General features: G+C 69.2%; 18 protein-coding genes. 14 read left to right on the plus strand and 4 right to left on the minus strand.

Translation table 11 applies throughout. The features are described from left to right. Position 1: 1 nt before the first annotated feature. Both HLB44_RS24755 and HLB44_RS24760 read right to left on the minus strand, forming a co-directional pair. Positions 2–1,729, minus strand: a complete 1,728-nt coding sequence (locus HLB44_RS24755; protein WP_173128801.1) for a hypothetical protein — start codon at positions 1,727–1,729, stop codon at positions 2–4. A gap of 143 nt (positions 1,730–1,872) precedes the next feature. Next, entirely contained in the window at positions 1,873–2,709 is an 837-nt protein-coding gene (locus HLB44_RS24760) for a helix-turn-helix domain-containing protein (RefSeq protein WP_173128804.1), read from the minus strand. 78 nt (positions 2,710–2,787) lie between these two features. Here HLB44_RS24760 and HLB44_RS24765 point away from each other — a divergent pair, with 78 nt between their 5' ends. The 11 genes from HLB44_RS24765 (at position 2,788) to HLB44_RS24815 (ending at position 14,207) form a co-directional block, all read left to right on the plus strand. Beyond that, on the plus strand, positions 2,788–3,210 hold the full coding sequence (locus HLB44_RS24765; RefSeq protein WP_173128807.1) for a hypothetical protein: 423 nt from the start codon (positions 2,788–2,790) through the stop codon (positions 3,208–3,210). Next, on the plus strand, positions 3,207–4,574 hold the full coding sequence (locus tag HLB44_RS24770) for a cytochrome P450 (protein ID WP_246312464.1): 1,368 nt from the start codon (positions 3,207–3,209) through the stop codon (positions 4,572–4,574). Before HLB44_RS24765 ends, HLB44_RS24770 begins: the two co-directional genes overlap by 4 nt. A 106-nt stretch (positions 4,575–4,680) precedes the next feature. Beyond that, positions 4,681–6,474 (plus strand): O-linked N-acetylglucosamine transferase, SPINDLY family protein, encoded by a 1,794-nt coding sequence (locus HLB44_RS24775; protein ID WP_173128810.1) that lies wholly within the window; start codon positions 4,681–4,683, stop codon positions 6,472–6,474. Next, a complete protein-coding gene (locus HLB44_RS24780; protein WP_173128813.1) occupies positions 6,474–8,663 on the plus strand; it encodes a type I secretion system permease/ATPase in 2,190 nt (729 codons plus the stop codon). Before HLB44_RS24775 ends, HLB44_RS24780 begins: the two co-directional genes overlap by 1 nt. Beyond that, entirely contained in the window at positions 8,663–9,901 is a 1,239-nt protein-coding gene (locus tag HLB44_RS24785; RefSeq protein WP_173128816.1) for an HlyD family type I secretion periplasmic adaptor subunit, read from the plus strand. The genes HLB44_RS24780 and HLB44_RS24785 overlap by 1 nt, the downstream gene beginning before the upstream one ends. A 62-nt stretch (positions 9,902–9,963) precedes the next feature. After that, on the plus strand, positions 9,964–10,743 hold the full coding sequence (locus tag HLB44_RS24790; RefSeq protein WP_173128819.1) for an alpha/beta hydrolase family protein: 780 nt from the start codon (positions 9,964–9,966) through the stop codon (positions 10,741–10,743). A 14-nt stretch (positions 10,744–10,757) separates the two neighbouring features. Then, entirely contained in the window at positions 10,758–11,186 is a 429-nt protein-coding gene (locus HLB44_RS24795; protein ID WP_173128822.1) for a low affinity iron permease family protein, read from the plus strand. Between the two features lie 61 nt (positions 11,187–11,247). Continuing rightward, positions 11,248–11,841, plus strand: coding sequence for a sigma-70 family RNA polymerase sigma factor (locus HLB44_RS24800; protein ID WP_173128825.1), 594 nt, complete (start codon positions 11,248–11,250; stop codon positions 11,839–11,841). 24 nt (positions 11,842–11,865) lie between these two features. Then, positions 11,866–12,615, plus strand: coding sequence for an anti-sigma factor (locus tag HLB44_RS24805; RefSeq protein ID WP_173128828.1), 750 nt, complete (start codon positions 11,866–11,868; stop codon positions 12,613–12,615). A gap of 106 nt (positions 12,616–12,721) precedes the next feature. Further along, positions 12,722–13,207 carry a tetratricopeptide repeat protein gene (locus HLB44_RS24810; protein WP_173128831.1) on the plus strand — a complete coding sequence of 162 codons (486 nt, stop codon included), beginning with the start codon at positions 12,722–12,724 and terminating at the stop codon, positions 13,205–13,207. A gap of 82 nt (positions 13,208–13,289) precedes the next feature. Next, positions 13,290–14,207: an amino acid ABC transporter substrate-binding protein gene (locus tag HLB44_RS24815; RefSeq protein ID WP_425500860.1), complete on the plus strand. Its 918-nt coding sequence runs from the start codon at positions 13,290–13,292 to the stop codon at positions 14,205–14,207. A gap of 84 nt (positions 14,208–14,291) precedes the next feature. Here HLB44_RS24815 and HLB44_RS24820 read toward each other — a convergent pair whose 3' ends face one another. Both HLB44_RS24820 and HLB44_RS24825 read right to left on the minus strand, forming a co-directional pair. Further along, positions 14,292–15,278: a hypothetical protein gene (locus HLB44_RS24820; protein WP_173128837.1), complete on the minus strand. Its 987-nt coding sequence runs from the start codon at positions 15,276–15,278 to the stop codon at positions 14,292–14,294. Between the two features lie 23 nt (positions 15,279–15,301). Beyond that, positions 15,302–16,426 carry a LysM peptidoglycan-binding domain-containing protein gene (locus HLB44_RS24825; RefSeq protein ID WP_173128840.1) on the minus strand — a complete coding sequence of 375 codons (1,125 nt, stop codon included), beginning with the start codon at positions 16,424–16,426 and terminating at the stop codon, positions 15,302–15,304. 450 nt (positions 16,427–16,876) lie between these two features. On the opposite strand from HLB44_RS24825, the gene HLB44_RS24830 reads away from it, so the two are divergent. The 3 genes from HLB44_RS24830 to HLB44_RS24840 are packed head-to-tail and all read left to right on the plus strand — an operon-like array spanning position 16,877 to position 19,965. Next, positions 16,877–18,184 (plus strand): ABC transporter substrate-binding protein, encoded by a 1,308-nt coding sequence (locus tag HLB44_RS24830; protein WP_173128844.1) that lies wholly within the window; start codon positions 16,877–16,879, stop codon positions 18,182–18,184. Between the two features lie 21 nt (positions 18,185–18,205). Beyond that, positions 18,206–19,084 carry a carbohydrate ABC transporter permease gene (locus tag HLB44_RS24835; RefSeq protein WP_173128847.1) on the plus strand — a complete coding sequence of 293 codons (879 nt, stop codon included), beginning with the start codon at positions 18,206–18,208 and terminating at the stop codon, positions 19,082–19,084. Between the two features lie 29 nt (positions 19,085–19,113). Beyond that, positions 19,114–19,965 (plus strand): carbohydrate ABC transporter permease, encoded by an 852-nt coding sequence (locus HLB44_RS24840; protein WP_173128850.1) that lies wholly within the window; start codon positions 19,114–19,116, stop codon positions 19,963–19,965. Positions 19,966–19,986 lie beyond the last annotated feature (21 nt).

A 19,986-nucleotide genomic window follows, 5' to 3' on the forward strand; every position in this document is an offset into this window, starting at 1 on the left:
GCTACTGGAACGACACGATGCTGATGATGTTGTTGTCGCCGCGGTCGGAGTAGAGGATCGAGAACTCGCCGTAGGTTTTGCTGGCCTGGTCGGCCGGCTTGGCCGTCACGCTCCATGCGGCATTGCTGGTCGCCATCGAGCCGGGGAAGTTGTAGAAGATGTTGCGGTAGGCCGGGTTCGTCGCGCCCGCCGCATTGCCGACCTTCGGCCCCTGGTGGAACTCCCAGCCCTGGAAGACACCGGAAGCGCGACCGCTCGACACCGCGGACGCCGCGTTCCAGCTCACGCTCATCGGCACCGGCGTCGCGCTGATCACATTGCTCGCCACCTGCGCCGTCGACAATGCGCCGAAGTTCAGCCGCGGGAACTTGTCTGCGCCCGTGCCGCTGCCGGCCATCTCGACGAAGCTGTAGGGCAGCGTGGTCAAGGTGTCGTAGTAGCTGGCGATCGGCGCGCGGCCGGCGTGGCCGTTGACGGTCTTCCAGCCGTCGTCGTTGTAGACATCGAAGCGGAACACGCTGCCCGTCGACCAGCCTTGGCCGTCGAAGGTGGCGTCGTTGGCCGCATTGGGCACGCTGGTGGTATGGCCGTAGTCGAACGCGGTCGCGCCCATGCCCGTGCAGTCGGCGATCGCCGCAACGGCCGGGTTCGTCGCGGCGCGGCAGTAGCGGAAGCCGTCCTCGTCGAGCCAGTTGACGAAGTTGCCGGGCTTGCCCAGCAGCTCCGGCGCACTGCGCAACACGCGCGGCGACAGGAACTTCAGCGAGAACTGCGTCGCCACGCCGTTCACGGTCGCCGCCGGCCCCGGGCCGGTGACGATCACGTAGGTCGCGTTGCCCATCGGATCCTCGATGCCCCATTGCACCGAGCGGCGGTAGTTCACCGCCGGCGACAGCGCCGCGCCGCTGGCGATCGCCTGGCGCTGCTCGCGCACGTTGCGCGAGCGCACCTCGGCGCGCAGCACCTGCTGGTTGCCGAAGCCGCGCAGCGTGGCAGACGACTGCGGCGTCGTGCAGCCCGGCGTACCGGCCGAGCTGCCGCTGATCAGCGTCGTCACGAGGCCGACCGCGCGCGTGCCGTCGGTGTAGCCGAGGTCGTACTGCACGTCGATTTCCTGGCGCTGGCTGCCGTCACTGTTGCTGCGGTTGCGCAGCGCCAGCACCTGCACGTTGCTGCGCGTGCGGCCGATGTGGTACGCGTCGCGTTGCGCGTACTTCGCGGCGTTGGCGTCCCAGTCGGCGATGAAGTTGGCCTTGGTGCGGCCGTCGTCGCGCCAGCAGCCGTCGTTCAGCGACATGCGCAGCGCGCCGGTGCCGGGCACCGCCGTGGCAAACATCGCATCGCTGGCGGCGAACAGGGCGTTCACCGCATCGAGCGTCGCCGCCGGCAGCGGTGTCGCCGCCTGCAGCGTGAACGTCAGGTTGCCGGCATCGAGCAGCGTGACGTCGAGGTAGGTCTGGCTGCCGACCTGCACCGCCGGCAGCGTCAGCAAGCCGCCCGCGTAGCTGGCAACGCCGGGCGTCGCCGGCACTTGCAGCGTTGCGCCGGTCACCGAGAAGACGAAGTTGGCATCGGCCTTCAGCGTGACGTTGCGGTAGGTGCTCGCGCCGACGCTGACGGAGGGGATCGTCACCACTCCCGTGGCGGCGTCGAAGCTGATCACCTGTGCCGAGCCAGCAGCGGACGCCAGCGCGAACAGTGCCGCGACGCAGATGTGATGACGGGTCATGGTTTTCCTCACGAGGACGGCACCGGGCCGTTGCGGCCGGACTGCTTGTACCCCGCATCGAGCAGCGGGTGTGAAGCATTCTGGCGAGCGGGCCTTTGGCTGTAATCGTCAGAACCGATGAGGCCGGCGCGAGCCCCGGCGCGTCACGACCAGAGCCGGTAGACCCAGAAGCTCTCGTCATCGCGCGCGCGGCGCGCCAGCTCGGTCGGGCTCAGGCCGGTGATGCTGCGCACTTCGCGGCACAGGTGGGCCTGGTCGGCATAGCCCCGCTGTGCGGCCAGGTCGGCCCACGACAGGCTGCCGTCGACCAGCCGGTTTCGGGCGTCGAGGAACGACTGCTCGGCACGCATCAGGCGGCGCAGCGTGCGCATCGGCTGGCCGGCCGCGGCCTTGATGCGGCGTTCGCGGCCACGTGCACTGCCGGCGGCAGCGGCCGCGCGGACGCCGAGCGCATGCACCCAGTCGGCGAGCAGGCCACCGGGCGCATCGCCGCGTTCGCGCGCGGCCTGCCATTGCGGCTGGAGAAAGTGCTCGATCAGATCGACGCGCGCCGCATCCTCGGGCGCGGCGAGCACCTGCTGCGACAGCGCGACCCAGCGTGCATCGAACACCGTGTCGACAGCGCTGAAGCGATCGACGTGCTGCGCGAGCTCGAGCCCGGTCAGCGCATGCAGCGCCTGCGGGAACAGCATCACCATGAAGGCCCGCACGGGTCCCGGGTTGACGCTGACGAAAGGGCGGCTGCGCGGCCCGCCGAAGGCGATCTGCGGCAAGGCTTCGCCATCGGGAAGCAGCGTGGCCCCGTCGATGAACCAGGTGATGCTGCACAGCGGGCTGGCCGGAAAACGGTTCAGGCGCTGTGCGGGCGGCAGCAGCGGCCGGCCCAGCGTGCTGCGCGTGACGAAAGCGCGCACGCAGGAAGCCAAGGACAGGCGCGGCGCGATCAGCTGCGCGGTGGCGGTGAAGGGGAGCTCGTTCATGCCGAGCGGGCATCGTAGCGGAGCGTCTGTCGCAATCGTTCAAGACCGCGGCGCGCGGGCGCGCCAAGATGCGCGGCGATGAAGACCTTGTTGATCCTGCATGTGACGGCCGCCGGGCTGTGGCTGGGCTGCGTATTGACCGAGGCCTTGTTCGAGCGCGCGCTGCTCGGCCAGGGCGAAGACGCCGAGCGGCTGTTGGCGCGGCTGCACGGGCGCGTCGACCTCGCGGTGGAGATCCCGGCGCTGTCGCTGGTGGCGATCAGCGGTGGCCTGCTGTTGCGCGACGTGCCGATGTCGCCGCTGCTGCTGGCGAAGATCGGCTTCGGCCTGCTCGCGCTGCTGGCCAACGCGGGGTGCATCGCGCTGGTGCGCAAGCGCCGCAGCGCCGCCGAGGCCGCCGACTGGACGGCCTTTCGCCGCCTCGACCAGCTGCAGCACCGGCTCGGCGCGCTGGTGCTGACCGGGCTGCTGGGCGCGCTCGGCCTGGGGCTGGGGCGATGAAGGCCGAACGTCCCCCGGCCGCCGCCTCCGGCATCGTCGAGCGTTGGCGGCTGCTGCGCGGGCTGAAGGCCGACTACACCGGCACGATGCAGCAACTGCATGCGCGGCATGGTGATGCCGTCTATATGCGCCTGGGGCCGGTGCGCAGCTACTGCTTCGCGCATCCGGAGCTGGTGCGCGAGGTGCTGGTCGAGAAGGGGGCCTCCTTCATCCGCTGGCGCCGCGCGATGGAGGTCTTCTCGCGCGCCCACGGCCAGAGCGTGCTGATCACCGAAGGCACCCCCTGGCAGCGCCAGCGGCGCATGCTGCAGCCGGTGTTCGCGCCGAAGCGTTTCGAAGCTTACGCGCAGCAGATGGCGGCCACCGGTGCGGCCGGGCTCGATGCGCTGGTGATCGCGCCCGACGGGCGGCTCGATTTCGAGCAGGCGATGACGCGGCTGACGATGGACGTCATCCTGCGCACGATGTTCGGCAGCCACGCGCCGGCCGACGCCGCGGCGGTCGGTGACGCGGTGCGCGTGCTCGGCCATGCGGCGATGCGCGAGATGTTCCTGCCGTTCGCGGTGCCGCAGTGGGTGCCCTTGCCGTGGCGCCGGGCCTCGCGCCGCGCGCTGGCACGGCTGGACGCGCTGATCGGCGGCGTGATCGCGCAGCGCCGCGCGCGGCCGCATGAGCCCGCCGGGCCGGACGATCTGCTCGCGATGCTGATGGCCGCCACTGACGAGGAGGGGGACGGCGCCGGGCTGGCCGACCACGAAGTGCGCGACCAGTGCATGACCATGTTCCTTGCCGGCCACGAGACCACCGCCAGCGCGCTGACCTGGTGGGGCTGGGCGATGGCCGCGCATCCGGACGTGGCGGCCCGCGCGGCGGCCGAGGTCGACGCGGTGCTCGCCGGCCGGCCACCGGGCCACGCCGACCTCGCCCGGCTGCCCTGGCTCGGCCAGACCCTCAAGGAAACGCTGCGCCTGTGGCCACCGGCGGCCGGCCTCTTCACCCGCGAGGCGATCGAGGACGTGCGCATCGGCGACTGGTTGCTGCCGGCCGGCGCGCTGGCCGTCACGACGCCCTACGTGATGCACCGAGATCCGCGCTGGTTCCCGGAGCCGGAGCGCTTCGACCCGGAGCGCTTCGCGCCGGAACGCGCCGCACAGCTGCCGCGCGGCGCCTACCTGCCGTTCGGCGTCGGTCCGCGGGTGTGCATCGGCAACAACTTCGCGCTGATGGAGATGGTGCTGCTGGCGGCACTGATGCTGCAGCGTTTCCAGTTCGCGCTGCCGGCCGGGGCGCCGCCGCCGCGACCGAGCCTGAACGTGAGCCTGCGGCCGGCGCAGCGCCTGGAGCTGGTGCTGCGCCGGCGATAACGGTGGCGGAAAGGCGCGGGATTCCCGCGCTTTTGGGCGCATCGGCCTGGGCAGGGGGCTCCTACGATCGCTGCAACCCCCCGTCCGCTTTGCGACAGCCCCTGCCATGCCCACGTCGACCGTCGACCATCCTCCTGCCGAACCCCTGGCCGGCCTCGGCGTGACCGCGCTGCTGGACCAGGCGTCTGCACTGCAGCACAGCGGCCAGAACGGCGCCGCCGCCGCGCTGTACCAGCGTTGGCTTGCCGCCAACGACGGCCCGCTGCGCCATGTCGTGCTGTTCAACCTCGGCACGCTGCTGTCGACCTTGCAGCGTGATGCCGAGGCCGAAACCACCTACCGCGAGGCGCTGCAGCTGCAGCCCGATTTCGCGCACGCGCTGCTGAACCTCGGCCATGTGCTGGAGCGCCGCGGCGCGCATGACGAAGCGCTGGCCACCTGGCAGCGCGTGATCGACACGCAGGCCACGCCCGAGCTGCGCATGCATGCGCACAACAACCGCGGCCGTCTGTTCGAGCTGCTGCGCCGCTTCCCCGAGGCCGAGGCCGATCTGGTCGCCAGCCTGACGCTGGAGCCGCGCCAGTTCGACGCCATCCAGCACTACGTGCACCTGCGCCAGAAGCAGTGCAAGTGGCCGGCCGCCTTGCCCTTCGGCGACGTGACGCCGCACATGCTGATGATCGGCACCTCGCTGCTGGCGATGATGAGCGAGAGCGACGACCCGGCGCTGCAGCTGCTGACCGCGCAGCGCTTCGTGCACGAGCGCTGCCCGAAGCCGCCGGCATTGCCGCTGCACAAGGCCGCGCCGAAGCGCAGCGGGCGCATCAGGATCGGCTACCTGTCCGGCGACCTGCACATGCATGCCGTGGGCCTCCTGATGCCCGAGCTGCTCGAATTGCACGACCGCTCGAAGTTCGAAGTCTGGGGCTTCTGCTGGACACCCGAATCGCAGCTGCCGCAGCGCCAGCGCCTGCTCGCCGCGCTCGACCAGCACGTGCGACTGGCTGGTGTCGACGACGCCACCGCCGCGAAGCTGATCGCCGAAGCCGGCATCGACGTGCTGGTCGACCTGCAGGGCCTGACCAGCGGCGCGCGGCCCGGCATCCTCGGCCACCGCGCGGCGCCGGTGCAGGTGAGTTATCTCGGCCTGCCCGGCACCTCGGCGCTGCCGGGTGTCGACTGGATCCTGGCCGACCGCTTCGTGATCCCCGAGCACGAGCAACGTTTCTACAGCGAGCGGCCGATCTACCTGCCGCACTGCTACCAGGTCAGCGACCGCCGCCGCGACGTGGCGCCCACGCCGGAGCGCGCGACCTATGGCCTGCCCGACGACGCCTTCGTCTTCTGCTCGTTCAACAACAACTTCAAGTTCACGCTGGACGTGTTCCAGGCCTGGATGCGCATCCTTCGGCAGGTGCCGGACAGCGTGCTGTGGCTGCTGGCCGACAATGACACCGCGCGCGCCAACATGCTGCGCGAGGCCGATGCCCACGGCATCGCGCGTGAGCGGCTGATCTTCGCGCCGCGCGTCGCGCCGCCCGAATACCTGGCGCGCTTCCAGCTGGCCGACCTGGTGCTCGACACCTTCCCGTACAACGCCGGCACCACCGCCAGCGACGCGCTGTGGATGGGCACGCCGATCCTCACGCTCGCCGGCCGCAGCTACATCTCGCGCATGGCCGGCAGCCTGCTGACGGCCGTCGGCCTGCCGGACCTGATCACCGAGACGCTCACCGACTACGAGCGCCTGGCGGTGGCGATCGGCCGCACGCCGGCGCGGGCCGCGTCGTACAAGCGTTATCTGGCCGAGCACGGCCGCCAGTCGCCACTGTTCGACCTGCCGCGGCTGGTGCGCGACATCGAAACCGAATTCGAGCGCCTGGCGCTCGCCCAGCGCTGATGCAAGCCGTCGAGCTTCAACCGCAAGCCGCCGGCACCGAAGCGCCGGCATGGCGCTTCGAGACCGATCCGCTCGCGCAGGCCCTGGCCTGGCTGACCAAGCACCACGGCCGCGAGCGCTCGGTCGAATCGCTGCTGGCGAACCAGCCAGTGGCCGGTGCACTGGCGCCCGCGCTGGCGCTGCGCGTGCTCGACGATGCCGGCTACAACGCCGGCGTCATCGCGCGCCGGATCGACGAGCTGCATGCGCTGCTGCTGCCCGCGGTGCTGCTGTGCCGCGACGGCGCGGCGCTGATCCTGACGCGGCGCGATGCGGCGAGCGGCGAGTGCGAGATCGTCGTGCCCGGCAAGCCCTGGCTGCAGCGCACGCTCAACGACGCCGATCTGGCACGCGACTACCTCGGTCATGCGCTGGTCGCGACGCCCCGCACGCAGCCGCGCGCCGCCACCGGTGATGCCGCCGCGGTGATCGAGCCCGGCCGCCACTGGCTGTGGGGCACGCTGCGCCGCTTCCTGCCGTACTACCGCTCGGCCCTGCTCGCCGCGCTGCTCTCCAATGCGCTGATGCTGGTCACCGGCATCGTCACCTCGGTCGTCTACGACAAGGTGATTCCGAACAAGGCGCTGGTCACGCTGTGGGCGCTGGCCGCGGCGGGCGGCATCGCGCTGATCTTCGACCTGGCGGCACGACAACTGCGCGCCTACCTGATCGACCTCGCCGGCCGCAAGGCCGACCTGCTGGTGGGCGCCGCGCTGTTCCGCCAGAGCCTGGCTGTGCGCATGGAGCACCGCCCCGACTCGTCGGGCGCCTACGCCCACATCCTCGGCCAGATCGAGACGGTGCGCGAGTTCTTCTCGTCGGCCACGCTGTCGGCGATCTCGGACCTGCCGTTCATCATCATCTTCGTCGCGATGACCTTCCTGATCGGCGGCCCGCTCGGCTGGGTGCTGCTGATCACGATCCCGATCATCCTGGGCATCGCGCTGCTGATCCAGGGCCAGCTGCGGCGCGCGATGTCGGCCAACATGCAGCAGCTCGCCGACCTGCACGGCGTGCTGGTCGAAGCCGTCGACGGCATGGAAGACCTGAAGGCCGCCGGCGCGCAAGGCCGCTTCCTGCAGCGCTATGAAGCCTCGAACGCCGCCGCCGCCGAGACGATGCTGCGCTCGCGCCGCATCACCGCGTGGACGATGAACCTCACCAGCGTTGCGCAGCAGGCGGTGACGCTGGTGATGCTGGTGTGGGGCGTGCACCTGATCCAGGACAAGGTGATCACCGGCGGCGCGCTGATCGGCGCCGTGATGTTCGCGATGCGCGGCATTGCCCCCTTGACCAGCGTCGTGATGCTGGCCACGCGCTTCCAGGGCGCGATGGCCGCGATGCGCGCGCTGAACCGCGTGATGCAGCAGCCGACCGAACAGGAGCCCGGCAAGCAATACCTGCCGCCGCGCGCCTTCAGCGGCAGGCTCGGCCTGCACGATGCCAGCTTCGCCTACCCGCCGCCCGCCGACGATCCCGGTGCACCGGCGCCGCGCGTGCTGAAGAACGTCACGCTGCAGTTCGCGCCGGGTGAGCGCGTCGCCATCCTCGGCCGCATCGGCAGCGGCAAGTCGACGATCCTGCGCCTGCTCGCCGGGCTGTACCAGCCGGCCGATGGCCAGGTCGAAGTCGACGGCATCGACCTGCGCCAGATCGACCCGGCGGATTACCGCGCGCAGGTCGGTTTCGTCGGCCAGGACCCGCGCCTGTTCAACGGCACGCTGCGCGACAACGTGCTGCTCGACCGCCCGGCGGCCGACCCCGCACGGCTGGCCGAAGTGGCGCAGCTGACCGGGCTGGCGCGCCTCGTGGCCGCTCATCCTCAGGGTTGGGAACTGCCGGTCGGGCAGGCCGGCTCGCTGCTGTCGGGGGGCCAGCGCCAGCTCGTCGCGCTGGCGCGCTGCCTGATCACGCAGCCGAAGATGCTGTTGATGGACGAGCCGACGAGCTCGATGGATGCCCAGTCCGAAGCCGCCTTCCTGCGCCAGTTGCACGAGGCGGCCCCCGGCTGCACGCTGCTCGTCGTCACGCATCGCCCGGCGGTGCTGGAGCTCGTCAACCGGATCATCGTCGTCGACAACGGCCGCGTCGTGATGGACGGCCCGAAGACGCAAGTGCTGGCCGCGCTCGCCGGCAAGGGGAACGGCTGATGGGCTGGCTGAGCGCACGATCGTCGAACGGCGCCGCGGTGCTGCGCGCCGACGACCTGGCCTATGTGTCGATGCAGGACGCTGCGCAGATCGCCGAGCCGGCGCGCGCGGCGGCCTGGGCGCTGTGGCTGATGCTCGCCGTGCTGGCCGCGGCGGTCGGCTGGTCGGCGTTGGCGCGTGTCGACATGATCACGCGCGGTGATGCACGGGTCATTCCCGAAGGCCGCGAGCAGGTCATCGCCAGCCTCGAAGGCGGCATCCTGCGTGAGCTGCTGGTGCGCGAAGGTGACGCGGTGAAAGCCGGCCAGCCGCTCGCGCTGCTCGACCCGACACGCTTCGAATCGGTGCAAGCCGAAGGCCAGATCAAGCGCCTCGCGCTGCGCGCGGCGATCGCCCGCGCGCAGGCCGAGACCACCGGCCAGCCGCTGCGCTTCGGCCCCGAGCTGAAGGACGCCAAGGGGCCGGTGGCGGCAGAGACCACCTCGTACCAGGCGCGCGCTCGCGCGCTGCACGAAGCGGTGGCGATGAGCCAGCGCAACCTGGCGCTGCTGGAGAAGGAGCTGGGCGTCGCCGAATCGATGTCCGCGAAGGGCCTGATGAGCGAGGTCGAGGTGATGCGCGTGCGGCGCCAGGTCAACGACCTGAACCTGCAGGTGCAGGAGCGCATCAACCGCTTCCGCCAGGATGCCAGCGCGGAATTGACGCGGCTGCAGACCGAGCTGACGCAGCTGGAAGAGAACCTCGTCGTGCGCGACGACGCGGTCAAGCGCACGACGCTGACGTCGCCGGTCAACGGCCTCGTCAAGCAGATCCGCAACCACACCGTCGGCGGCATCGTCGGCCCGGGCGCGGCGCTGATGGAGATCGTTCCGGTGGGCGACAAGGTGCTGGTCGAGATGCGCGTGAAGCCCGGCGAGATCGGCTTCCTGCAGGTCGGCCAGACCGCCGAGATCAAACTGACGGCCTACGACTTCACCGTCTACGGCAGCCTGACCGGCAGCGTCAAGTCGATCAGCCCGGACGCGCTCGGCGATGCGGAGCGCGCCGGCGCGCCCGACGCCACCTGGTACCGCGCGCTGGTCGAGGCCGACCGCTCGACGCTGCAGGCCGGCGGCAAGCCGCTGGCGGCGATTCCCGGGATGACCGGCACGGCCGAGGTCAATGTCGGCGAGCGCACGGTCCTGAGCTACCTGATGCGGCCGATGATGAAGGCGCGCGAGGCGTTCCAGGAGCGCTGACGCACCCCGGGGAAGGCACGCCGGTTGCCCAAAGCGGGCAATCGCGACTTCGGGGTTCTCCCATGAATCAGAACAGCGCCGCCGGTTTCACTGCCGCGGCACCGCCTTCCATCGGCTTGTTCGGCATCGAGCCCTGGCGTGCCTTGTACGAGTACGTCGGCATGCGGCTGATGGACCAGGACAAGATGCCGCCCGGCGACGGTCATCCGGTCGTGATGTTTCCCGGGCTCGCGTCCGATCGCCATGCGCTGATGCCGCTGCGCAAGTGCTGCGAGTCGCTCGGCTACACGGTCTACGACTGGGAGCAGGGCTTCAACACCGGTCCGCCGGCGGCGATCGAACCCTGGCTCGGTGCGCTGGCCGATCATGTGCGATCGATCGCGCGCCGGCATGGCGGCCGCCGCGCCAGCCTGCTCGGCTGGAGCCTGGGCGGCGTCTATGCGCGCGAGGTCGCCAAGCTCGCGCCGCGCTGCACGCGCCATGTCATCACGCTGGGCACGCCCTTCGCGGGCACCGGGCGCGAGAACAACGTTGCCTGGATCTATCGCCTGCTCAACGGCGAGCGCCCGATGATCGACGAGGCGCTTGCCGCGCGGCTGCGCACCAATCCGCCGGTGCCGACGACATCGATCTACAGCCGCACCGATGGCATCGTCGCCTGGCAGGCCTGCCTGCTCGAGGAGGCGGACCAGGCGGAAAACGTCGAGGTCGACGGCAGCCACGTCGGGCTGGGCTGGAATGCCGCCGTGCTGCGCATCGTCGCCGACCGGCTGGCGCAGCGCGAAGGCGCGTGGCAGCGCTGGTCCGGCGCTGGCGCGGCGGGCCACGGGTGCCCGAGCTGAGCGGGAGGCCCCGCATGCCGCTGCAGGCCGCCTACTCGAGCTTCTCGCGTGCCGCCTCGCGCCTGTGCGGGCGGCCGGCCGCCTTCGTGCTGGCCTGCGGCGTGGTCGTCGCCTGGGCGCTCACCGGTCCGCTGTTCGGGTTCAGCGACACCTGGCAGCTGGTGATCAACACCGGAACCACCATCGTCACCTTCCTGATGGTGTTCCTGATCCAGAACGCGCAAAGCCGCGACACCGAGGCGATCCAGGTCAAGCTCGATGAGCTGATCCGCGCGACGCAGGGCGCGCACAACGTGCTGCTCGACGTCGAAGACCTCGGCGAGGAGGCGCTCGACAAGCTGCGCACGCAGTACGTCAACCTGGCGCAGTCGGCACGCGACGACGCGGCGCCAGCGACCGACGACGAGCGCGACGCTGCGTCCACGCGACAGCCGGCTTCGTAGGTAGGGACAGCCGCGGCGGAACCATTCGTTTCGCCGCCCTGATCCTGTAACCTGCCGGCCGATGAATGCTGTCGCTCCCGCCCGAACGAACGAAGAACTGGCTCGCCTGCTCGGCCGCGTCGCCCTGCAGGACCGCCGGGCCTTCGAACAGGTCTACCGGCTCACCTCCGCCCACCTGCTCGGCCTGGCCGAGGGCGTGCTCGGCCGCCGCGACCGGGCCGAGGACGTGCTGCAGGAGGCCTTCATGAACGTCTGGTACGGCGCGGCCGGTTTCAACCCGGCGATCGCGACGCCGATGACCTGGCTGATCAACATCGTGCGCAACAAGGCGATCGACAAGCTGCGCAGCGGCAAGGCCGAGCGCGCGGCGACGGTGGAGCTCGACGACGAAGCGATGGCGCTGCCGGCCGATGCCGCGCAGCAGCCGCAGGCCCTCTTCGACGACAGCATCAAGCGGCTGCGCATCGACGGCTGCATGGGCGAGCTGTCGGCGCAGCAGCGCCAGGCCATTGCGCTGGCGTATTACCGCGGCCTCGTGCACACCGAGATCGCCGAAAGCCTGAATGCACCCCTGGGCACCGTGAAGGCCTGGGTGCGGCGCGGCATCGACCGCCTGAAGAGCTGCCTCGAGGCAGCCGGCGTGCAAGCCGCCTGAATTCGAAGACGTTGGGAATCACTCATGAACTACCTGCAGCCGCAACGCCTGGACGCGCTGGCGCGCGACTACGCGCTCGGCACGATGACCGGCGGCGCGCGACGCCGCTTCGAGCGCCTGCTGCGCGACCACGCGCCGGTGCGCGGCGCGGTCGTCACCTGGTCGGGCCGCCTCGCGCACCTGGCCAATTCCATTCCGCCGAAGCCGCCGAGCGACGCGGTGTGGAACAGCCTGCAGCAGCGGCTCTTCCCGGGTGAAGCGTCGAAGGCCGAGCGACAGCCCTGGTGGCGCGCCTGGTTCGGCGCCAACACCTGGCGCGGCGCGGCCGGCGGCGTGCTGGCCGGGCTGGCGCTGGCTCTGGTCGTCGTGCGCCAGCAGCCCGAGTGGCTGGGCGTCGAGGCGCACCAGGAAGCGTTGCCGCAAAGTTACGTCGGGCTGCTGAGCAATGCCCAGGGCGTGCCGGCGGTGCTGGCCAGCTCGCGCCGCCAGGGCCGGCAGCTCAGCGTCAAGCTGCTGCAGCCGCTGGCGATCCCCGAAGGCCGCGTCGCGCAGCTGTGGGCGCTGCCGAAGGACGGCGCGCCGTTCCCGGTCGGCGTCGTGCCGGCGGGCGTTGCGCAGGGCAAGTCGGTGCTGCTGCCGCTGACGGACTCGTCGGAAAAGCTGTTCTTCACGGTGCCGCGGCTGGCGGTCAGCCTCGAACCGGCGCCGGCGAAGGCCGGCGACAAGCCGAGCGCGGAATTCCTGTTGTCGGGGCCTTGCGTAAAGCTTTGGTAGGTAGGAAATTCTTCACGCGGCGGACCGCGTCCGTCGCAGGACGTGATGTCGTAAGTGCGCCCAGGACGCCACCCCCGGCGGCCACGAACCGAAGAGGAAGCCACCCATGAAGACCATCGCTCTGCTGAACACCCTGTCCCGTTTTGCCGCCGTGGCCGCGCTGGCCGCCAGCTCCACCGCCTTCGCCGCCGACTCCACGCCGGCTCCGTCGCCGGCGGCCGACAAGCTCTCTGCCGCGCGCGCCGAGATCAAGGCCGAGCGCTGGAAGGCGGCGATCGAGGAGCTGGTGAAGGTCAACGACACCAGCAGCGCCGACTGGAACAACCTGATGGGCTACAGCATGCGCAAGGCCAAGTCGCCCGACTATCCGGCCGCCGAGCGCTACTACAACGAGGCGCTGCGCATCGATCCGAAGCACCGCGGCGCGCTCGAGTACTCGGGCGAGCTGTACCTGGTGCTCGGTGACTTGCCCAAGGCCGAGGAGCGGCTGTCGGCGCTCGACAAGGCCTGCTTCCTGCCGTGCGACGAGCACAAGGAGCTGAAGAAGGCGGTCGCCAAGTTCAAGGCCAACGGCAACAAGTACACGCCGTAAGCGCACTGGCCGGGTCGGGCAGGGCGTTCCCGCACAATGCGGCATGCCCGCCGCCGCCCCGTTTCGTGCGACTGCTGCCGCCCTGCGGCGGCGTGTGCTCGCGCTGACCGCAGTGGCCGGGTGCGCACTCTGGGCCGGCCCGTTGGCCGCTGCCGACGCCCCGGCCGATTCCTTCACGCTGCGCAAGATCCGCGAGGTCGGCGTGATCTCGATCGGCTACCGCGAAGCGTCGGTGCCGTTTTCGTACCTCGACGAGCAGCAACGCCCGGTCGGCTACTCGATGGCCATCTGCGATCACGTCGTGCAGGCCGTCAAGGCGCGGCTGGGGCTGCGCGAGCTCGAGAGCCGCTACGTGCCGGTCAGCTCGGCCACTCGCATCCCGCTGGTCTCCAACGGCAGCGTCGACCTCGAGTGCGGCGTGACGACCAACAACATCGAGCGCCAGCGCAAGGTGGCCTTCAGCGTCACGACCTTCGTCGCCGCGAGCAAGCTGCTGTCGAAGAAGACGCAGCCGGTGGCGCGCATCGACGACCTGCGCGGCAAGGCGGTCACGTCGACGGTCGGCACCACCAGCCTGCGCTACCTGCAGGAACTGGCCGACGAGCGCGGCATCGCCATGCGCATCATCGCTGCGAAGGACGATGCCGAGGCCTTCCGCCTCGTCGAGACCGGCCGCGCCGCCGCCTACGCGATGGACGACGTGCTGCTGCGCGGCACCATCGCCGCCGCGCGCAAGCCCGACGACTACATGGTTTCCGACGAGGCGCTGTCGGTCGAGCCCTACGGGATCATGCTGAACCGCGACGATCCCGAGTTCAAGCGCCTGGTCGACGACACCATCGTCGGCCTCTTCAAGAGCGGCGAGATCCACCGGCTGTACCGGCGCTGGTTCCAGTCGCAGATCCCCGGCGGCATCAACCTCGCGCTGCCGATGCATCCGGCGATGCGGCGGGTGGTCGACAAGCCGACCGATTCGGGCGATCCGGCGCACTACCGCTAGCCCTCCCGCAGCTTTTCGGCCCTGGCGCTGGACGAGATGGCCGCGGCGGCTGCCGCGCGACTTCAGTGCCTACGGCTGCGCGCCCTATCGCCCCTTCCCACCAGGCCACAAACGCTGGATCCAGCCCGATGCCCGCTGAAACGCACCGGACGCCCCTCGGCCCGGTGGTACGGCGGGTGCGGCCAGCGGGGGCGACGTCTCGGGGCCGGGCCGGCTGCCAGGTGGCAAGCACCGGACAGCTTCGGTCGTCCAGACAGAGGCAGACCAGAAATCCCTGACCACAGGGGCAGGTCCGGCGACATCGACATACCAGTGGTAGTAAACGTCACCCGCTCCGCCGCGTTGCCCGAGCAGGATGCAGCGACCTGCCAGGTCGACTTCCCTGCCCGCGCGCCCGAAGCACGGCGCGCTGCTGCGCTCGGGGCTGGGCAAGGCGATTCCGGTGCTGTGCCGCAATGCGTCGACAAACCGCATCGCCACCGCGGCCACCGCCTCGGACACCGCCCATCGGTAGTCGGATTCGTCGTCCTGCTCTGCCCATTCCAGATCGGACGACAGCGCGAGGCTCTCGCGCGCCACCAGCAGGCAGAGCGCATCGCCGGTGGTGGCGGCAACCGCCACCAGATCGCGATCGTCCTCCCGCACCAATGACCGGGCCTTCAGGACGAGCTCGTCAATTTCCCAGCGCAAGCTCATGCGAAGCGCCTCGCCAAGGGCGTGCGAGTTGCGCGCGAGAAGGTGGCCATCGTCCATCACGCGGCCCAGTGCAGGCGAGTTCAGCGTGGCGCTCAGCCGTTCCAACGCCTGCGCTGCGGCCGGCGTCAACGACACGTTCGCCTGAGTGTCCTGCAGCGCGCGCACGCGGCGAAAGAAGTCGCGCAACTCCGGCGTCTCGTCGTAATAGCCTTCGATGGGAGCGTTCGATGGGTCGATCGCCAGCTCGCGGCAGGCCGATATCGCCAGGGGCAGCAGCTTCTCTGTCTCGTGGTGCTTCATCTCACCGCGAAACAGCTCGGTCAGGCCGAGCGTGAACAAGCGATCGTCGACGGTGACGAGTTTCTGGCTTGGCATGATCCGCGAATCAGCCGCCGCTATCACTTGATGCCGGACACCGCGGGCAGCTTCGGAATCAGGAGGCGCTGGCTTGGCTTGATGAGATTCGGGTTGGATCCGATCACGTCCCGATTGGCCTCATAGATCACCGGCCACTTGTGGATGCTCTGATAGTAGCGCTGGGCGAGTTTTGACAGCCAGTCACCCGCCGCCACGACATGGTAGGTGCCGCCCTGTTCGACGGCTTTCTTGCCCTGGCGCTGGATGGTCTTCGACACCTCGAAGGCCTGGGCCACGGTTTCGCGCTCGATCTTGTTGACGCCCGCAAGCGCGTAGACATCGATCGCGAATACCGGCGCGCTGACGGCGCCGACGTACTTCGCGAAGAGGTTCTCCATGACGGCCGCCTCCTTCAGGGCCCATTCTCCCTGCAGCCCGTACTTGCGCGCCAGATCACCCAGGGATTCGAAGACCTCGCCGTGCTTGCCGGCGCGGCCGCCACGATCGAGGATGCGCAGCCGGCCGAGCCAGTCCCGGTAGGCATAGACGGCATGCCCAACACTCTCCAGCCCCTTCTTGCCCATTCGCTTGCCGAAGATGTTGAACATGGTGACCGCGCCGTCGTTCCTGGTCATCCCGGCGATGTCCTGCAGCGTCTTGACCGGACGCAACGCCGAGATGCGTGCCCCCAGACCCCGAAAGAGCGTCACGCGCTCGGCGAGATGCGACCCGCCAAGCTCGGAGATCGGCTTGCCCAGGGCCCGCGCCAGGTCCTCGACCGCCGCGAAGGCACGCGTACCGGTCTGTCGCAAGGCCTGGGTACCGGAGATCCAGCCGCAATTGCGGCCACCAATGTCGACAATCAGCCGAGCCAGGCCTGCATTGCCCGCCGTCTGCACCAGCTTCGCTCCCCTGCCCAGCGGACCGGCGAGTGCGATCAGGCGAAGCGCGTCCTTGCCAAACCCGGCAACGCCACCCTCGGCCGCGCCCTCGCCGAAGCGAAGCGCATCCACGGTGCCTGCGCCCAGGTCCATCGCGGTCGCCACCGTGGCGGCGACCATCACGCCGAACAGATTCGGGTTGTCGTCGACGAACCGTTCGAGCTCCTTCTTGGATTGCCGATGTTGTTCGTCCCACCAATCCGCAATTTCGCTGGCGGCAAGCATACGACCCCCTTTCACCGGCACGCAGCCAAGATGGATGGCTGCTTCAGCACGCGCATCTCAGCATCGGGTCCATTCGGTGCCTATCCCGCAGACGACTCTCCCGTCCACAACAGTGAGGACGATCGGGCAGGCAGCCGGATCCTCGGGGGATGTCGGGTCGTGGATCGGGCCGCTTACTTTAGGAGCTTCGCGGGCCATGGCGATGGCCAGCCGACCGACGATCGCCTTGACGGCGCTGACGTCGATGCATGGCTCAAGGCTGGCCGTCCGCATGCCTTCGACGCCGATACGCTCTCGCGCTACCCTGATGAAAACCCCGAGCCGGGGACGCAATTCGATACCGACCGACGGCGTTCCGGTATCGGAGCGCGCATCGCTGTCCCCCTAGAGTTCAGTCCATCGGTGCTCGCCGCGAGTGCCGCGGACGAGACCCCGACAAGGAGACAGACGATGAGACTGCCCACCGCAATCGCCCTGGCCTGCAGCCTGCTGTGTGCCACCGCCGCCCAGGCCGCCACCGAGCTGGTGGTGGCCACCGTGAACAACGGCCACATGATCGAGATGCAGAAGCTCTCGAAGCATTTCGAGGCCGCGAATCCGGACATCAAGCTGAAGTGGGTGACGCTGGAAGAAGGCGTGCTGCGCCAGCGCGTGACGACCGACATCGCCACCAAGGGTGGCCAGTTCGACGTGATGACGATCGGCATGTACGAGACGCCGATCTGGGGCAAGAAGGGTTGGCTCGCCGAGCTCAAGCCCGATGCCGCCTACGACATCGACGACCTGCTGCCGGCGATGCGCCAGGGCCTGTCGGCCAACGGCAAGCTCTACGCCGCGCCGTTCTATGGCGAGAGCTCGATGCTGATGTACCGCAAGGACCTGGCCGACAAGGCCGGCTTCACGATGCCCGAGCGCCCGACCTGGACGCAGGTGAAGGAACTGGCCGCGAAGATCCACAACCCGTCGGCCGGTCTCTACGGCATCTGCCTGCGCGGCAAGCCCGGCTGGGGCGACAACATGGCCTTCATCACGACGATGGTCAACAGCTTCGGCGGCCAGTGGTTCGACATGCAGTGGAAGCCGCAGCTCGAGACCAAGCCGTGGAAGGAAGCCGTCACCTTCTACGTCGACCTGCTGAAGAACTACGGCCCGCCGGGGTCGTCGTCGAACAGCTTCAACGAGATCCTCGCGCTGTACAACGAAGGCAAGTGCGGCATGTGGGTCGACGCGACGATCGCCGCGTCGTTCATCACCGATGCGAAGCAGTCGAAGGTGGCCGACAAGGTGGCCTTCGCGCAGGCGCCGACGATGGTCACGCCCAAGGGCGCGAACTGGCTCTGGGCCTGGGCGCTGGCGATTCCCGCGGGCTCGCAGAAGACCGACGCGGCGCAGAAGTTCATCAGCTGGGCGACCTCGAAGGACTATGTGCAGCTGGTGGCGAAGACCAACGGCTGGGCCGCGGTGCCGACCGGCACGCGCAAGACGACCTACCTCTCGCGTGAGTTCCGCCAGGCGGCCAAATTCGCCGAGGCCGAGCAGCGCGCGATCTTCTCGGCGAATCCCACCGATTCGACCTTGCCGAAGAGCCCGTACGTCGGCGTGCAGTTCGCGGCGATTCCGGAGTTCCAGGCCATCGGCATCGCGGTGGGCCAGCAGATGAGCGCGGCGCTGGCCGGCAAGGCGACGGTCGACGAGGCGCTGAAGGCCTCGCAGAGCGCGGCCGAGCGCGAGATGAAGAAGGCCGGCTACTTCAACTGATAGCCCGTCCGCTGCCGGTCCATGAAACGACTTCTTCAGACCACTCGATGGCTGCCGCGTGCGCTGATGGCGCCGGCCGTGCTGACGCTCTTCCTGTGGATGATCGTGCCGCTGGCGATGACGCTGTACTTCAGCGTCATCCGCTACAACCTGATGCAGCCGGAGCAGACCGGCTTCATCGGGCTGGCGAACTTCGAGTACTTCGTCACCGACCCGTCGTTCGGCGTCGCGGTGGTCAATACGCTGCTGCTGGTCGGCAGCGTGGTCGCGATCACCATCGTCTTCGGCACGGGAATAGCGCTGCTCGTCGATGCGCCGTTCCCCGGCCGCGGCATCGTGCGGCTGCTGCTGATCGCGCCCTTCTTCGTGATGCCCACGGTCAATGCGCTGCTGTGGAAGCACATGATGATGAACCCGATCTACGGCGTGCTGGCGCAGGTCTGGGGCTTCTTCGGCCTGCAGCCGGTCGACTGGCTGACCGACTACCCGCTGGCCTCGGTGATCGTGATGGTCGCCTGGCAGTGGCTGCCGTTCGCGACGCTCATCCTGATCACCGCGCTGCAGTCGATGAACCGCGAGCAGATCGAGGCCGCGCGCATGGATGGCGCGAACTTCGGCCAGCAACTGCGCTACCTGTACCTGCCGCACCTGGCGCGGCCGGTGGCGGTGGTCGTGATGATCGAGGTCATCTTCCTGCTCGGCGTGTTCGCCGAGATCTTCACCACCACCGGCGGCGGGCCGGGCGACGCGAGCACCAATGTCGCGTTCCTGATCTTCAAGCAGGCGCTGCTGAATTTCGACGCCGGCGTGGCGTCGGCCGGTGCGCTGTTCGCGGTGGTGCTGGCCAACATCGCGGCGATCTTCCTGATCCGCATCGTCGGAAAGAGCCTGGATTCATGAGACATCCCGCTGCTGTGGCCGTCGCGCCGATGGCCCGGACCGAAGCTGCAGCACGCCGCCGGCGCCGCTGGCCCTGGGGCCTGATCGTGCGCACGCTGGCTGCCTGGAGCGTCGCGCTGCTGCTGTTCTTCCCGCTCGGCTGGCTGCTGTTGACGGCTTTCAAGACCGAGCTGCAGGCGATCGCCGTGCCGCCGCTGGTGGTCTTCACGCCGACGCTGGAGAACTTCCACGAGGTGCAGGAGCGCAGCGACTACCTCTTGTATGCGGGCAACTCGCTGATCACCAGCCTCGGCTCGACGCTGCTCGGCTTGCTGATCGCCGTGCCGGCGGCCTATTCGATGGCCTTCTTCCGCAGCCGGCACACCAAGGACATCCTGATGTGGATGCTGTCGACCAAGATGATGCCGGCCGTCGGCGCGCTGGTGCCGATCTACGTGCTGGCGCAAAAGAGCGGGCTGCTCGATACCCGGCTGGCGCTGGTGATCGTCTTCACGCTGTCCAACCTGCCGATCATGGTCTGGATGCTGTATTCGAGCTTCAAGGACATCCCGCACGAGATCCTCGAAGCCGCGCGCATGGACGGCGCCACGCTGTGGCAGGAGTTCTCGCGCGTGCTGCTGCCGCTGTCGGTCGGCGCGCTGGCATCCACGGGTCTGCTGTGCCTGGTGCTGAGCTGGAACGAGGCCTTCTGGGCATTGAACCTGAGCTCGGCCAAGGCCGGCACGCTGGCCACGTTGATCGCGAGTTATTCGAGCCCCGAGGGTCTCTTCTGGGCCAAGCTGTCCGCGGCCTCGCTGCTGGCGATCGCGCCGATCGTTGTCTTCGGCTGGTTCAGCCAGAAGCAGTTGGTGCAGGGCCTGACCTTCGGCGCCGTCAAGTGAATTGCATCCGGAGCAAACAAG

Source organism: Pseudaquabacterium terrae (assembly GCF_013266755.1).
GTDB classification, from domain to species: domain Bacteria; phylum Pseudomonadota; class Gammaproteobacteria; order Burkholderiales; family Burkholderiaceae_C; genus Pseudaquabacterium; species Pseudaquabacterium terrae.